The 14868-nt window shown below is 36.9% G+C and carries 13 protein-coding genes; 6 read left to right on the top strand and 7 right to left on the bottom strand.

The window, feature by feature from the left end; all coding sequences use genetic code 11:
- Positions 1–5 precede the first annotated feature (5 nt).
- The 4 genes from dltB to M5A78_RS00710 form a co-directional block, all read right to left on the bottom strand.
- Positions 6–1172 (bottom strand): D-alanyl-lipoteichoic acid biosynthesis protein DltB, encoded by a 1167-nt coding sequence (dltB, locus tag M5A78_RS00725; RefSeq protein WP_248733370.1) that lies wholly within the window; start codon positions 1170–1172, stop codon positions 6–8.
- Positions 1169–2686 (bottom strand): D-alanine--poly(phosphoribitol) ligase subunit DltA, encoded by a 1518-nt coding sequence (dltA, locus tag M5A78_RS00720; RefSeq protein ID WP_248733369.1) that lies wholly within the window; start codon positions 2684–2686, stop codon positions 1169–1171. The genes dltB and dltA overlap by 4 nt, the downstream gene beginning before the upstream one ends.
- 15 nt (positions 2687–2701) lie before the next feature.
- Positions 2702–2851 (bottom strand): teichoic acid D-Ala incorporation-associated protein DltX, encoded by a 150-nt coding sequence (dltX, locus tag M5A78_RS00715; protein WP_264760422.1) that lies wholly within the window; start codon positions 2849–2851, stop codon positions 2702–2704.
- Between the two features lie 341 nt (positions 2852–3192).
- Positions 3193–4215 (bottom strand): M42 family metallopeptidase, encoded by a 1023-nt coding sequence (locus tag M5A78_RS00710; protein WP_406603657.1) that lies wholly within the window; start codon positions 4213–4215, stop codon positions 3193–3195.
- Between the two features lie 276 nt (positions 4216–4491).
- Here M5A78_RS00710 and M5A78_RS00705 point away from each other — a divergent pair, with 276 nt between their 5' ends.
- Positions 4492–4803 (top strand): hypothetical protein, encoded by a 312-nt coding sequence (locus M5A78_RS00705; RefSeq protein WP_248733367.1) that lies wholly within the window; start codon positions 4492–4494, stop codon positions 4801–4803.
- Between the two features lie 44 nt (positions 4804–4847).
- On the opposite strand, the gene corA is transcribed toward M5A78_RS00705, so the two are convergent.
- Entirely contained in the window at positions 4848–5798 is a 951-nt protein-coding gene (corA, locus tag M5A78_RS00700) for a magnesium/cobalt transporter CorA (protein ID WP_248733366.1), read from the bottom strand.
- A 178-nt stretch (positions 5799–5976) separates the two neighbouring features.
- On the opposite strand from corA, the gene M5A78_RS00695 reads away from it, so the two are divergent.
- The 3 genes from M5A78_RS00695 to M5A78_RS00685 are packed head-to-tail and all read left to right on the top strand — an operon-like array spanning position 5977 to position 9506.
- Complete coding sequence (locus M5A78_RS00695; protein ID WP_248733365.1) at positions 5977–7311, top strand: spore germination protein; 1335 nt, start codon at positions 5977–5979, stop codon at positions 7309–7311.
- Positions 7312–7335: 24 nt separating this feature from the next.
- A complete protein-coding gene (locus M5A78_RS00690) occupies positions 7336–8409 on the top strand; it encodes a GerAB/ArcD/ProY family transporter (protein WP_248733364.1) in 1074 nt (357 codons plus the stop codon).
- Positions 8406–9506, top strand: coding sequence for a Ger(x)C family spore germination protein (locus tag M5A78_RS00685; protein WP_248733363.1), 1101 nt, complete (start codon positions 8406–8408; stop codon positions 9504–9506). Before M5A78_RS00690 ends, M5A78_RS00685 begins: the two co-directional genes overlap by 4 nt.
- A gap of 138 nt (positions 9507–9644) precedes the next feature.
- Here M5A78_RS00685 and M5A78_RS00680 read toward each other — a convergent pair whose 3' ends face one another.
- Positions 9645–10802 (bottom strand): TIGR04053 family radical SAM/SPASM domain-containing protein, encoded by a 1158-nt coding sequence (locus M5A78_RS00680; RefSeq protein WP_248733729.1) that lies wholly within the window; start codon positions 10800–10802, stop codon positions 9645–9647.
- A gap of 426 nt (positions 10803–11228) precedes the next feature.
- Between M5A78_RS00680 and M5A78_RS00675 the strand changes: the two genes are divergently transcribed.
- Together M5A78_RS00675 and M5A78_RS00670 are read left to right on the top strand one after the other, a co-directional pair.
- Positions 11229–12011, top strand: coding sequence for a C40 family peptidase (locus M5A78_RS00675; protein WP_248733362.1), 783 nt, complete (start codon positions 11229–11231; stop codon positions 12009–12011).
- Between the two features lie 381 nt (positions 12012–12392).
- Positions 12393–13019, top strand: a complete 627-nt coding sequence (locus M5A78_RS00670; RefSeq protein WP_248733361.1) for a TVP38/TMEM64 family protein — start codon at positions 12393–12395, stop codon at positions 13017–13019.
- 286 nt (positions 13020–13305) lie between these two features.
- Here M5A78_RS00670 and M5A78_RS00665 read toward each other — a convergent pair whose 3' ends face one another.
- Positions 13306–14847, bottom strand: a complete 1542-nt coding sequence (locus M5A78_RS00665; protein WP_248733728.1) for a multicopper oxidase family protein — start codon at positions 14845–14847, stop codon at positions 13306–13308.
- Positions 14848–14868 lie beyond the last annotated feature (21 nt).

Below are 14868 nucleotides of genomic sequence, written 5' to 3'. Positions count from 1 at the left end.
AGTGATCAAACTCCTTTATGAAATAATTGTCCTGAGAAAATATAAAATCCAAAGCAAATAACATGGAAGGTAATAATAATAGCAATAATATGTGTAACCTTATTTTGTGGCCACCATTTGTGCTTTTTATTAAACCGTTCAAATGAATTGTAAGCTACCATTAATAATGCGTGGTACACCCCATAAATTATATATTGTACCTCTAAGCCGTGCCATATTCCCATTAATAAAAACAGTAAAATATAGCCAAGGTTGGAGAGGAGGTTACGGTTTTTAATCCATTTCTTCTTGGTCATCCAAAAGACGAATCGCATATAGACATAGTCTCTGAACCAAAAGGATAGGCTCATGTGCCAGCGATTCCAGAAGTCCTTAATATTCCGGCTAAGGAACGGCTTATTAAAGTTTTCTGGTGATTTAATGCCCATAATATAACTAACACCAATCGCAAAAGCACTGTACCCCGCAAAATCGAAAAAGAGGTAAAGACTATAAGCGTACATATAATAAAGCTGATGCTCAAAATGGCTGTGTGCAATAAATCTTAGATTGGTGATAAAAAAGTGATTAATAGAATAGCCGATAATGAACTTATATAAAAACCCGAGAAAAATTTTGTTGAGTCCTTCATAAAGCAATAATTGGTATTGTTCCCCCGATATGCCAACTTCCAAATCTTTGTCAAAACGGCGATAACGGTCGATTGGACCCGATGAGATAGTCGGGAAAAATAAAATGTAATAGAGTAAGCGGGATAGGGGTAGATCCTTTTTTATCAGTCCATCCCTTGTTTCCATAATTAATTGCGTACCCTTAAAAGTTAAATATGAAATACCAAGAAAGCCAACAAAATTTACTACTGAAAAATAAGGCAGCATCTTCGAAAGGACCAATGGCAGGATCGAAAGGATAACTGCAAAATAAAAGATCGTGTTCCCATTGTTTTTTTTTCGATAGGCGATATATACCTTTATTAGAACAACTTGCCAAATTGTAAATACGATTAAGGCGACAGCTTGATTAATGGATGACGAGAAAATGATCCCTAAAGCAATAATCGATACAAACATATTATAGGTATGAAATCTTTTTCCCTTTAAACCAAGAATAACCGTTGGTGCTAAAAGAACCGCAAGGATGAAAAAGAATGTAAAAGAACCATATGGTGTCATTGTAATACCATTTCCCTGAATTTTTTTCGGTCCATTTTTCCGTTTGGTGTCATCGGAAGTTCTTCATAATAGGAGAACTTTCTCGGAATCATATAAGAGGGAATTACTTCAGAAAGTTCTTTCTTTATTGCGCTCGTTAATTGATATTCCTTTTCAAACTCATGGTTACAAGGGATTATCGCCGCCAGTAAATAGTCAATTTTGTCATTTTGATAGACAGGAACGACTGCAGCTGATTTCACATACTTTGAATTGGAAATATGGTATTCAATCTCTTCTAATTCCATCCGGTAGCCATGAAGTTTTATTTGAAAATCAATCCGGCCTTTGTAAAAAATTAACCCCTCCTGATTGATATATGCGGCATCACCAGTTCGATATGCCTGTTCACCTTCATAGTGAAAAAAGGTCTTTTCGGTTAGCGATTGTTGTCCTAAGTAACCTTTACTTACACTTGGACCAACAATAATCATTTCACCTTTCTCTCCAGGCTGGACCGCTAAGCCATTTTCATCAACAAATAGTATTCGTGTATCTCCCTTTGGTTTACCAATTGGGAGATTCTGATACGTTGCTAATATTTCAGCTGTTACTTCAATTGAAGTGACAGCTACCGTTGCTTCTGTTGGTCCATAGGTGTTAAATATTTTTGCCTTAGGGAACCGATCTATTAATTGTAAGCAAATCGCAACTGGCAGGATTTCCCCGCAAAATAAAAACACGCTAAGTTCAGGCAATAGTTCTTGTGTAAACGTTGGATCCATTAAACACATCTGGACAAAAGAGGGAGTCGAAGTCCATACTTGGGTCTTCGATTTTTCTAATGCTTCAAATAAGAGTTTAGGCCTTTCAATCATTTCCTTTGTAATCGCAAAAATGGTCCCACCTGTAGCAAGCGCAGGGTAAAGGTCCATGACAGAAAGATCAAACGAGTAAGGAGCCTGATTTAAAAAGCGAAGATTGCCCGTTATTGGAAAATCTTTAACCATCCAATCGACAAAGCTCTGCAAATTTTTAGCAGAAATTTGCACACCTTTTGGATTTCCTGTGCTTCCAGATGTATAAATAATATAAAAATTTTCTTCACCGTATACCCAATTAGACGGGTCAATCGGCACTTCCGTTACTTGATTCTCCATGATTTTATCATAATTCACAACAGAAACTGTGGGATTGTCCATCACCATTTCTTGCCGTGAAGCATTGATAACCATTCCAGCTTGTGAACTATTGATAATTTTTATTACTCTTTCGATTGGAATCGAGGTATCTACAGGAATATAGGGTAGTCCTGCCTTTACACAGCCTAGGAAGGAGGTAATCATGGATGCATCCATATGACCATAAACTAGGACTGGCAGATGTCTTTCATTATTTTGTTTTAATAGATAAGCAGCAATTTGTTCTGATTTTCTCCAAAGTTCACCATAAGTGATTTCTTCTGAAGGAGAAATATATGCTAATGTTTCCGGAAGTGTAACTGCTGTGTTTCTTATTGTTTCTAACAGTTTCATATTGGCTTCCTCCCCTTAAAAATCGTTGTAAATATAGGATCCTGCGCTTGCATCGTTAAATCCGTACATAAAAAATAATAAAAGAAGAATAAGCAAATAGTAAACAAATCGGCCCATCCACTTTAGCTTTTGATTAGTAAAAAAAACTAGTAATCTTTTAATCATGGCGGTTTAACCCCCGAAGTATTGTTGTAAATAGTCCAATTTCTTAACAAATAAGAAAAAATAAAGGAATTTTGAGTCAGAAGAACTCTAATTTTGCCATTTCTTTCCCTTTTAACTGCCTTAACTATCATAATGTGCTTTTTAGTTTGTTGCAATTAAAATATGATTAAAAATAATTAAAATTTCACTTTCACCCTTAAAATCAAATTAAAAAAAGACCGACGGATGTCCAATCGGTCTTGAATAATATTCATCTTATCCGGGCCCTATAGAGCATTCATTGAGTTTTTTTTTATCTAATTATTGAACAAAAAGTGAGGTGGTTGACCAGGTCACTTTTTTTATAAAATTAAATCAGATTGAAGGTAATGATATAAAAGTTTGGCTGTATTTTCGATTGATGACTTGTGTGTCCTTTCAAAGGCATGTGATGAATCAATTCCTGGACCGATGAGACCGTGAACAATATCATGCCCTGAACGGATGGCTGCAGATGCATCTGAACCATAAAAAGGGTAAATATCTAGTTTATATTCAATATTATTTTCTTCAGCCAGGCGCACTAAATTTTTTCGTAATCCATAGTGATAAGGACCGCTCGCATCCTTTACACAGATGGAAACCGTATATTCATCTGTGGATTGTCCATCGCCCATTGCCCCCATATCTACAGCTAAGTATTCAACTGTTTCTGGGGTAATATTGGAGTTGCCACCGTAGCCAATTTCTTCATTGTTCGAAATGAGGAAGTGAGTTGTATAAGGTAAGATAATATTCTCCGCTTTAAGCTGTTTGATTAATTGCAGGAGAATGGCCACACTCGCTTTGTCATCTAAATGTCGCGACTTAATGTATCCGCTTGGAGTTACTGCTACCCGGGGATCAAACGCAACAAAATCACCGACTTCGATACCAAGTTTTCGGACTTCGTCGGCTGTATGTACTTTTTCATCAATCCGGATCTCGATATTATCCTGATTTCTTTCGGCTTTTCCAGCATCCTTATATACATGGACCGAAGTTTGATGCATTAGGATGGTTCCTGTATATTTTTTGCCTGCGCTTGTTTCAATTTGACAGTATTCACCCTCAATTGAATTGTATTTGAAACCACCAATCAAATCGATTTTTAATCTGCCGCTAGATTTTATTTCCTTTACCATCGCGCCAAGTGTATCGACATGGGCTGTCAGCATCCGATGTCTGCTCGAATCTTTTCCTTCAATTGTAGCTATTAAACCACCTTTTCGGTTCCTTATTGTTTTAATTTGCAGTTCTGCAAGGAATTTTTCGACAAAGGTAATAACCTCATTTGTGTTGCCAGAAGGGCTTGGAATGGAAACTAAGTTCGTTAATAATTTCATGGTTTCTTCTGTATTTATATAAGCCACTTTGTGTACCCCTTTCTGAATTTTCATTCTTTCCTATTATACAGCTAATTGAAAAGTTCATGTCAATAATCGTTTTTGTTGTTTTGGTCAACATTTTAAGTTTGAATGCATAGGTTATCTAATGATGAAATTTGATGTAGCAATGGTTAAATCCTTCTTTCATTGGACATAAATGTTATTATTCAAACTATTTAAAAAATAAGGAGTGCTAAAAATTTTGCCCAAAAATGACAAGGGAGAGGAGAAAAATTGACCAGAGTAGAACTATATCAAAATAAGCCGAGGCAATCCCCATGGAAGGGTCTATTTTTTTTCATTATAGCGTGCATGATTCTTGCAATGGGCTTTTTCGTTTTTCGTTATTATTATCAGACCACCATAAAAATTGAAGCACCAACTGAGAAATTGGGACAAAAGGTTGTTATTCATCTTCCAAACGGACAAAAGGTGTTTACGTATGAAAATTTGATTTTTGAAAAAGATGGGAAGACCTATTATAAGGGTGAGCGGAACACGATCGATTTAACCGGAGGAACAGTTGACTATCAAGATTGGGAATAGGACTTTCAAAAAAGACTAGCCATTTCGCATGGCTAGTCTTTTCACTATTTAAACCAACCTTTCTTAGTAAACCAAACTGTCATTCCGACTCCAATTAAAAACATGAAGATCAAAGCTCCGAAATATCCGTATTTCCAAGTTAGTTCGGGCATATGAGTAAAATTCATACCATAAACACCTACAATGAAGGTTAGTGGCATAAAGATTGTCGTGATGACCGTCAAGACTTTCATAACATGGTTCGTTTCATTAGAATTAATGGAAATATAACTATCGCGTATATCGGTGGTAAGTTCCCGACTTGCTTCAATCATTTCCGATAATTTTAGCAAATGATCATAAATATCAGAGAAATAGACTATTTTCCCTTGAATACTAGTTAATTTTTGTGAATTAAGAATTCTGTACAAAAGATCTCTCATTGGTGAAATCGTATGCCTTAAAGATAAAAGGTCATGCCTTGTGTCGAATAAATCCCTTAGCAAAGCATCCATCGATCTTCCCTTTGAATTCTCATCAATTTCATTTAACGTATCATCAATTTGATTGACTAATGGAAAATAATTATCCACCATTTTATCGAGAACATGATATAAGACATGGGATGGGTCCCATTGATTGGCATTTGCAGATTGACTAAAACGATTCCAAATGTCGTCAATTTCAGTCGAAGGTTTATGATGAAACGTGACAATATAATTTCGGCTGAGGAAGAAATTAATCTCTTCTCTTTTAATTGATTTTTGGTTCAATGCCTGGGTCACAAAAAAGGCATATTCGTCATAATAATCAAGCTTTGGACGTTGCAAATGATGGATGCAATCCTCAATCGCTAACGGATGGAAGGAAAGCGGATCCCTAAGATATTCGATTTCCTTGTCGGTTGGTTGATTAAAATCTATCCAGTACCACTTGAAGTCACCTGATACCAATTGCGAAATGTCAATGTCCTTCACAAGTTGATTATTTTTTTTGATAGCAATCGTTCTTAACATATAACTCCCTACAATCTTTAATTATTTAAGATAGATAAAAAGACATTACAATAATTTAAACATAATCAGAAGAAAAATGCTCCCTTAACAGTAACTCCAATGGAATCTAATTTCCTAGAATAAAATTCCAACCATCGAGGAAACTAAGATGAAAGAAGCATGCCTGTGAGGTATAAAAATGCCAACTAATAATGTTCAATCAATAAAAGAAAGTCTCATACATAAGTTACAACAGCCGGAAGACCTGGTTTTTAAAGAGAATCATACAAAAGAAAAATATATGGAAGTACTTTATATTAAGTCAATTAGTGATGAAGATGTCTTGCTCGAAAACGTTCTTAAGCCTTTTTTTGAAATAACTAGTTCAAAGGAATTTTTAGATTTCCTGCAATCACACCCTAAAGCAAGCGAATATGAATGTGAACAAAAAACGATTGATATGGTAATGAGAGGGGTAGCAATTCTTTTTTATCAGGATTTCGTTTTTTTATTTGATTGTAAAATGGACCGAAATAATGCAGTTATGGATACAACCGTTGAGACAACTATTCAAGGTCCACAAGCGGGATTTAGTGAGAGTTTACCCGTTAATCTTGGGCTTATCCGCCAACGTTATCCAAATGTTTCATTGAAAGTGGAATCAACAACAGTAGGTAATCTTTCCAAAACAAAGGTGATGATTCTACATGATACAAAGTTTGTTGATCCAGATACACTAAAAAGAGTCAAAAAATTTTTAGATGCTATCGATATCGATATGTTCCAAACAGGGGAGCAACTGTTCGATATTATTAAAAAATCTAACAGGGCACTATTTCCTTTGATGCTAGTTACTGAAAGACCAGATCGAGTAGCGATAAATTTAGCTTCTGGTAAAGTCATCCTTTTAGTTCACGGCTCTTCCTATGCTGTAATTCTACCGACAGTCATGAAGGATTTGATGTCCTCAATGGAGGATATTTATCAAACTTATTGGATTGCTAAATTTTTACAAATCCTTCGATATACAGCCTTTAACATAAGCATTATTCTTCCAGGTTTATATGTGGCAGTATCCAGCTATAATCCTGAGCTATTTAGGGTTCATCTAGCTATGTCAATTGCTGGAAGTCGAACGGGTATCCCTTATCCATCCTTTGTTGAAGTGCTGTTAATGTTATTTATGATGGAGCTTTTAACTGAGGCGAGTATCCGTCTGCCAAAAGCCATTGGTCCTACAGCCACAACCGTAGGTGGTTTGATATTAGGACAGTCTGCTGCAGAAGCTGGACTTGTTAGTAATATTATGATCGTGATTGTATCGTTTGTGGCTATTTCTAACTTTGTCGTGCCGATTAACGCTTTTAGTTTCACTATTAGAGTGTTGAAATACTTTATTTTATTATTAGCAACAATATTCGGATTGGTTGGCGTCGTAATAGGCTTCTTTATGCTCCTCGCCTATATGGTTAAACTTGATAGCTTCGGTGAGCCGTTTCTAACTATAATTCAAAGCAAACCAAGTAAAGAATAGTAGGAAATTGAGGAGGGGAGGGCTTTGAACCGATATTTTTTATACTTAGTGTTATTAAATATGCTTGTTAACGTTATCATCTTTGTGCCTAATATTTTAATCCAATACCGTTTTGAAGGTGCCGTAATGGGGGTGTTAATCGCCATTCCGATTGGAGTTGCACTGAATTATTTATTAAGCACTACTATCAATAAGTTTCCCGAACAAGGAATGCCAGAAATAATCGCCAATTCAAAGCACCGCTGGTTAAAAATCATTCATTTTTGCGGTATTCAATGGATATGGTTCACGGCTGGTCTGATAACCTTGGTTGGATTTATCGATATATTAGATCGATTTATTAACCCGGAAATGCCAAAGATGGCCTTGCTTGTTATATATTTAGCAGCGATTTTTCTAATTATCCAGCTCCCTACCGATAGGGTTATGTATTTTCTGGAAATTGTTCTATTCCTCAATACGCCATTAATCGCTTTTATTATTTTTAAGGCATTTACAAATGATTACCTTAGCTGGGATTCAATGCTCGAAGTTGGTACCCATATATTTGAAAGGCCAAGCTTAAAATCAATCGCTGCGGCTACGTATTGTTTTTCTGGTTACACCAACCTGATTATTTTTAACCGGCTGATTAAGGGGAGATTGAAGATTTGGAATTTTTTCGCTGTTTTCCTTTTGGGAATATTCAATTTATTCACCACCTTCTTCATTCCGATTGGTTTTCACGGGTCAGACGGTGCACAAGAATTTCAGTATCCGTGGATTTCAACAGCAGATTCACTCCGGTTAGCTTATAGTCCGATAGAACGAGTAATCTTCTTATTTTTAATGTTTTACATGAGTATTACTCTTATTAGTATCTCAGTCCATTGGCATGTTTCGTTTGAATTAATTAAGGGAACCTTTAAGGAAAAAATAAGTAAAAAAAAGAATTTGCTGATTCTTATTTTCTATGCGGGTTGTTCGGTTGCAGGTGTTATTTTTCTAAATACAATTCTGTTAAATAAAATAACCGTTTATTGGATGATTGTTCGTCTTGGGTTTGAAATCCTTTTGGTTGTCATATTTTTCATTTGGACTAGGAGGTGGACAGCTTGAAATCCATTAACAATTGGAAATCGCTTGTACTCGCTCTTCTTTCTGTAATGTTGTTAAACGGATGCGGCTTTAAAGACATTGATAAGCGTTTTTTTGTTGTAAGTATCGGAGTGGATACTGCCAAAAACAGCTCTAAGAAATACCTCGTCAGCCTTAAATTTGCTGTTCCAAGTTCATCAAAGAATAATCCCACTGAATTCATGATTGTTTCGGAAAAAGCAGATACCATGTCTGAAGCAGTACGAATTATTAAAACAAAAGTGGATAAAGAGATTGATTTCAGTCATGCAAAAGTCATTGTATTTGGTGATGAGGTTGCTAACCAAAAGGGTAATTCCGGGATCAATTATTGGTTTATTAGAAGAAGAGATATCCAATCAATTGCCTGGGTGGCCATTGGTAAACCAAGTGCATTAGAAGTATTAAAGGTACAACCTAAATCAGAGTATATCCCTTCAAATGCATTGTTCCTAGCGTTGGGGAGGGATGGGTCTGAGACCCCATATACCATTTCGGAGTATCTATTTGATTTTAAATATAGATTAAGTGAACGCGGCTTAGATCCGCTCCTGCCGATTATTAAAGCTGAAAAGGAAATTTTTGAAATAAACACGGTTGGCCTCTATAATAAAAGCCAGATGAAGTTGGTACTTAATCCAGAAGAGACAAAGATTCTAAATTTCTTAAGAAATCGTGAGGAAAAAAGTGCGAATAGAGTTACCAAAGGAAAAACAGTTATCATTATTGATACACAAAAAGTGAAAACGAAATATAAAATCTATACTCCTAGAGGTAAAGCTCCCTATATAAAGGTACTTGTTTCGATTGAGGGGATACTAGAGGAATCAACTCGCCGTGTACCAAATGAAAAATTATCCGACTATGAAAAAATCGCTGAAAAATCGATAAACAAGGAAATTGAGAAACTCCTTGTGAAAATCCAAAAAGCAAATCTCGATCCTATCGGATTCGGCCTCCGCTACCGTTCCCGTCATTTCAATAACGATGATTGGGAAGAGTGGAAACGAATCTACCCAACCATCAAATTTAAGGTGAAATCTAAAGTGCAAATTGAAGATACTGGTTTAATTGAATAAGAAAGAGGGTGAAAATCAAAGGAATGATAGAAAAACTTTTTCTAGTTCCCTTGGCTGAACTTATTGCTGCTTCAAGGATTTTATCCTTAATCATGAAAGGCATTCCAACAAGTTGGAATGCCTATTTCCATCTAATATTTAAACAAGCGGAGCAGCTTCTTTATTTCTCATTGCCTGCGGAATATAAACGCAGAATGGTTCGCTCTCTAAATAGTCGCCGGTAACCGCATAGGTTCTTGATCGGGAACCGCCGCAAATTTTATTATATTCGCAAACACCGCATTTTCCTTTATAGTTGTCTGGCTGGCGCAACTCCTTAAATATCTTTGATTCGCGGTAAATTTCCGCAAGCGGAGTGTCACGAACGTTCCCGCCTACAATTGGCAACAAGCCGCTTGGTAAAACATCACCGATATGAGAAACGAAGGCAAAGCCGTTTCCGTCGTTTACTCCTTTTGGTGCACGTTTTAAGCCATCATGCATCGAAGCAAAATCGGTTGTGATTGTATCTTCGTAATGAATTTCACCTTTATCAATTAAATGATCGCGCGTTTTCTGCTGAAGAACAACGCGGCGGTAATGCTGTGCTGCCGTAGTTTTAATGTCGTATGGTGCCGTTTTGCTTAGTTCATACAACCAACGGAAAACTTTTTCATGTTCAGCAGGTGTAATACAAGCATCTAATTGTCCACGGCCAGTTGGCACAAGCAAGAAGATGTACCACATGACTGCACCCATTTCACCCACAAGTTTTGACATTTCTTCAAGTGAGTCATAATTATAGCGAGAAATAACCGTATTGATTTGTAGCGGCATTTCAAGCTCGTTTAAGTATTTAATTTTTTCAAGTGTAAGCTCGAATGAACCAGGAGTTCCACGGAAGTGATCGTGAATTTCTGGTGTTGGCCCATCTAGGCTGAAGCCCCAACGTGATAAACCAACTTCTTTTGCCATCCTCATTTTTTCAATTGTTACATTTTGAGTGGCACTAGGTGTCATTGAAACCCGCATACCTTTCTTAATAGCATAATCAGCAAGTTCAAAAATATCTTCCCTCATCATGCAATCTCCACCAGTAAACACAAGCATTGGATTATCCATTTCATAAATTTGATCAATTAGATTGATTCCTTCGTCATGTGTAAGCTCTCTTGGGTCTGGTGTCAATTGTGCATCTGCACGGCAGTGAACACACTTAAGTTGACAAGCACGCGTCACTTCCCAAATAACGATAAATGGGTTTACATCATAGTCGATTCCTTTTCCCATTCCATGTCCATGAGGGCCATTACCCATAGCGTGTGGATGTCCTTTACCGATTCCTTCCATCATCATCACCAAACTTCATTATTATTTTAAAAACTATTTAAAATGTTTCTATAGGTTTATTATAAATTTGTCAGATTCCAGTGCATGGATGGTTTGTTACAATATTTCTACATTACATGAAGGGATTATTGAACTATTGGTGTGAATCTATAAAATGTTTAATTATTACAATTATGTTAAAACTGAATGGAGAAATAGAAGAAAATATTTAGAGGAATTCGTAATAGACCTTTTATGACAAGGGCTTGCACCGTTAAATATTTGTTAAATGAATGATTTCATCCCTGAGTGAGGGAATTATTTCCTTGTAAGCCATAACTTTGGTATTTTAATAGATTAGAAATCCCCTTATGATGGAGTTAACAACTACGAATCAAAGGAGAGCTGCCATCTATGAAAAAACATCTACTGACAGCCACTACAGTCGCAGGAATCCTGATTTCCACTTTTGCAGGGCCAGCAAGTGCACATGAGAATATTTATACAGTCCAACCAGGAGACACCCTTTGGAAAATCTCGCAAGCGAAACAAGTATCGATTGCTGATATGAAGTCTTGGAATCAGCTGACAACTGACACCATCTATGTAAATCAGAAACTATCATTACTAGCACCACACAGCCATGAAACAGCAACACCTGCCACAACGGCTTCCAGTGATACTGCCATTACTTATTTAGTAAATTCCGGCAATACTTTATCAGGAATTGCCAAAACGTATGGTACTACTGTAACAGATATAAAAAGTTTAAATGGATTAACCTCTGATACTATATATGTGGGACAGAGGCTATTGGTAAAGTCCTCTGTAAAAACAGTTTCAAAGGCACAATTGGTGATGAACGAAGCAAATAAATATATTGGGACACCTTACCTATGGGGAGGAAATACTCCTGCTGGTTTTGATTGCAGTGGATTTACCAGCTATGTGTTTAATAAAGTGGGAATCACTATTCCACGAACAGCTGCTTTACAGTGGTCTGGATTAAAGGTTAGTGCTACCCCCAATCCAGGCGATCTTGTCTTTTTTGAAACATACGCTGCTGGTGCGTCTCATGTGGGAATTTATTTAGGGAATAACAAATTCATTCAGGCCGGGTCATCAGGTGTGTCGATTGCAGATATGACAAATTCCTATTGGAAACCAAGATACCTTGGTGCTAGAACCGCATTTTAATAGAAATACAGCGAGGCCTTTCATTAACCGATGAAGGGCTTCTCAATTTTCCGAAAATTAGAATTCTAATACTTTAAGAAATGTAATTTTAGCTTTATACTTATAAAAGTATCTTTTTTATCGGACATCGATGACCATACGGATGGTATATCACAAGATAGATTATCAAAGAATGGAAAACCCTATTATGCAACGAAGGAAAAAGGGATTTGTCTTGGATTAATGGCAAGTTTTCCTTTCATTGAATGTACAATGGAAAAATCGTAATCGACAGTGAAGAAGGGCATGGCATAACTGTCACCATTTGATTACCTCAATTCCTAATCAAATAGAAATCCGATAACGGCGGATTTTTTCGCTAATAGGAAAAGGAGGGTGACGATGAAAAAATTCATTAGTTTTAGTTTAGTGCTTTTAATTATTGCGATTGGCTTTTTTCAAAAGGATGAATTGATCGTTCTTATTAAACAAGGTGGAACCATATCCATTTATCTCAGCATGTTATTGGTTGCGATTTGTGTCTTTTTTCCTATTATTCCGTTTCCCATATTAGGGGGAATAATTGGTGCTGTCTTTGGTGTGGCACAGGGAGTGGCCATTTCATTGACAGGCGCGATGGCAGGAACGATGGGCTTCTTCTTTTTAAGCAGGTTTGGTTTTCGGGATTTTGCCCAGGAAAAGATAGTAAAATATCCGAAAGTTCAGGAGTACCAAGGATTTTTGAATCGTCATTCCTTTATGGCTATTTTGACCTGCCGGTTTATTCCCATTATCCCAGCGTCAGTTGTTAATCTTATTTGTGGATTAAGTAACGTCAGATGGCTCATTTTTTTCTCCGCCTCTACAATTGGGAAAATCCCTAATATTCTCATTTTGTCCTATGCAGGGGCATCGTTTAACAGCAATAAGCTATATTCTATTGGTTTATATGGTCTCTATATGCTGTTTATTTTCCTAATTAATTTAATAGTCATATATCGAAATTCGCAAAAAAATCAAATTAATTAAAAATTCTTTGGGACATTGAAATCATTTTTGTTTTACAGCAATGGTGAATTCTATTGTTATTGACAATGTTTGTTGGAAGTATAGATGACAATAGAACAAAAAATTACCCGGCAATTATGCCGGGCATTTAAGCTAATCTATATAAAGGGGGGCGGAGGTTAAAGGTTCATCTGTGAACCTGTTTATATCTTAAACAATAAATATGAACAAACTATGAAAGAAAGATTAATAGTTTAAGAAATAGTTATCAAATAAAAAGTCTTTAGGAATCCCTACATAAATCTAGTCATGGTGGCGGAAGCACCCGGTAAGGCCGCATCATCTCATAATCTTCATGCTCTAACATATGACAATGCCAAACATATTGCCCTGTGTATGGGAAAAACGGGATGATGATGCTGGTAACTAGACCTGGAGGGCATCTTACTGTATCCTTCCAACCACGTTCTGAAAAATCTGGCTGAATTGGTGCTCCTGTATATTTGATATGCTTCGTTTTTTTATAATATTCAACATTGAATGCGCGTCGCTCAAGAATTTGAAATTGAACAAGATGCACATGAATAGGATGATCATCCTCATTTGTGTTGATAAAACTCCAAATCTCGGTTGAGTGGGCAAGCGGATTTTCAGTGATAGGGTCATCCCAGGTTTTCTTGTCAAGTAGAAAAAGCGATCTTCCAAATTGGTCCTTTTCCTCACTTAATTCTAGAAATCTCTGCCTTTGGGCAGTATTTGCGTGCAGCCATTTAATTGGCCCCATATAGGCAGGGATGACGCTCGTATCAATGCCCGAAAGAGGCTGCGATACTCGAAACTCCATGACGATTCCAGTAGTTTTTGGGTCAACTGGATCACCATTCGGGAAGTGTGTCGGTGCATCATTTTTCACAACAATTGATTTTCCTTCCATATTAGAAAAATTAATGATGACATCCAGTCGTTCTGCAGGTGCGAGCAGTAATGAGCCTACGCCAATCGGGCGTTCCAGAAAACCGCTATCTGTTCCGATTTGATAGAACAACTGACCTGAATCAAGAGTCAAACGAAAAAAGCGAGCATTTGCCGCATTTAATAGTCGAAATCGATATTTTCTCGGTTCTACCTCAAGAAATGGCCACACCTTCCCATTGACAAGAATTGTATTACCAAAAAAAGACGCAATAATGGACGGATAGATGCCAGAACCATTGTTTTCAGGCTGTTCTGGATACGATAACGAACCATCTACATGAAATGATCGATCTTGAAGCAGTAATGGGACTTCAAAAGGACCGCTAGGGAGATTGAATGAACGTTCATGGCTATTCCTGATGAAATAAAATCCTGCCAGTCCGGCATAAATATTTAATCGCGTCAGCCCGATGGCATGATCGTGGTACCAGAGTGTCCTTGCGCTTTGCTGATTAATGTAATGATAAATTTCTTTTTGAAAAAAGGGACCTTTTACTATGAATCCCTTTGTGAACCACGCATCAGGGTAACCATCACTATTGGGCTCTGTTCTTCCGCCATGAAGATGGACAACGGTGCGTACAGCTGGTTTCTCCTTTTCGGCACCATGTACAGTGTGATCAATCGGTAAAAGATGCCTTTCAGGCAGTTCATTCTTCCATTTTACATATACTCTTTCACCTGTTTCTACTTCAATGGTTGGTCCCGGATATATCCCTTCATATCCCCAAATTGTTGTTTTAGGTAATTCACTATGTAGCAATTGCTGTGTTTCCTTCATGGTTATTTCATAATACGTATATTCTCCTGATTTCCACCTTGGTTTTAATACTGGAGGAATTGGCAGTGGGTCTTTAAATTCTGTCAATTTCATCATAACCAGCTCCTTCAGATC

Source organism: Neobacillus rhizosphaerae (assembly GCF_937468385.1).
Classification (GTDB): Bacteria; Bacillota; Bacilli; order Bacillales; family Cytobacillaceae; genus Neobacillus; species Neobacillus rhizosphaerae.
The sequence above is the reverse complement of the archived record's forward strand: the minus strand, read 5'-3'. Positions and strand labels throughout refer to the sequence as shown.

Bases quoted from the DNA above. Each gene is read 5' to 3' on its own strand.
- dltB (WP_248733370.1), bottom strand. From the start codon at position 1,172: ATGACACCATATGGTTCTTTTACATTCTTTTTCATCCTTGCGGTTCTT.
- dltA (WP_248733369.1), bottom strand. From the start codon at position 2,686: ATGAAACTGTTAGAAACAATAAGAAACACAGCAGTTACACTTCCGGAA.
- dltX (WP_264760422.1), bottom strand. From the start codon at position 2,851: ATGATTAAAAGATTACTAGTTTTTTTTACTAATCAAAAGCTAAAGTGG.
- M5A78_RS00710 (WP_406603657.1), bottom strand. From the start codon at position 4,215: ATGAAATTATTAACGAACTTAGTTTCCATTCCAAGCCCTTCTGGCAAC.
- corA (WP_248733366.1), bottom strand. From the start codon at position 5,798: ATGTTAAGAACGATTGCTATCAAAAAAAATAATCAACTTGTGAAGGAC.
- M5A78_RS00695 (WP_248733365.1), top strand. From the start codon at position 5,977: ATGCCAACTAATAATGTTCAATCAATAAAAGAAAGTCTCATACATAAG.
- M5A78_RS00680 (WP_248733729.1), bottom strand. From the start codon at position 10,802: ATGGGTAATGGCCCTCATGGACATGGAATGGGAAAAGGAATCGACTAT.
- M5A78_RS00675 (WP_248733362.1), top strand. From the start codon at position 11,229: ATGAAAAAACATCTACTGACAGCCACTACAGTCGCAGGAATCCTGATT.
- M5A78_RS00670 (WP_248733361.1), top strand. From the start codon at position 12,393: ATGAAAAAATTCATTAGTTTTAGTTTAGTGCTTTTAATTATTGCGATT.
- M5A78_RS00665 (WP_248733728.1), bottom strand. From the start codon at position 14,847: ATGAAATTGACAGAATTTAAAGACCCACTGCCAATTCCTCCAGTATTA.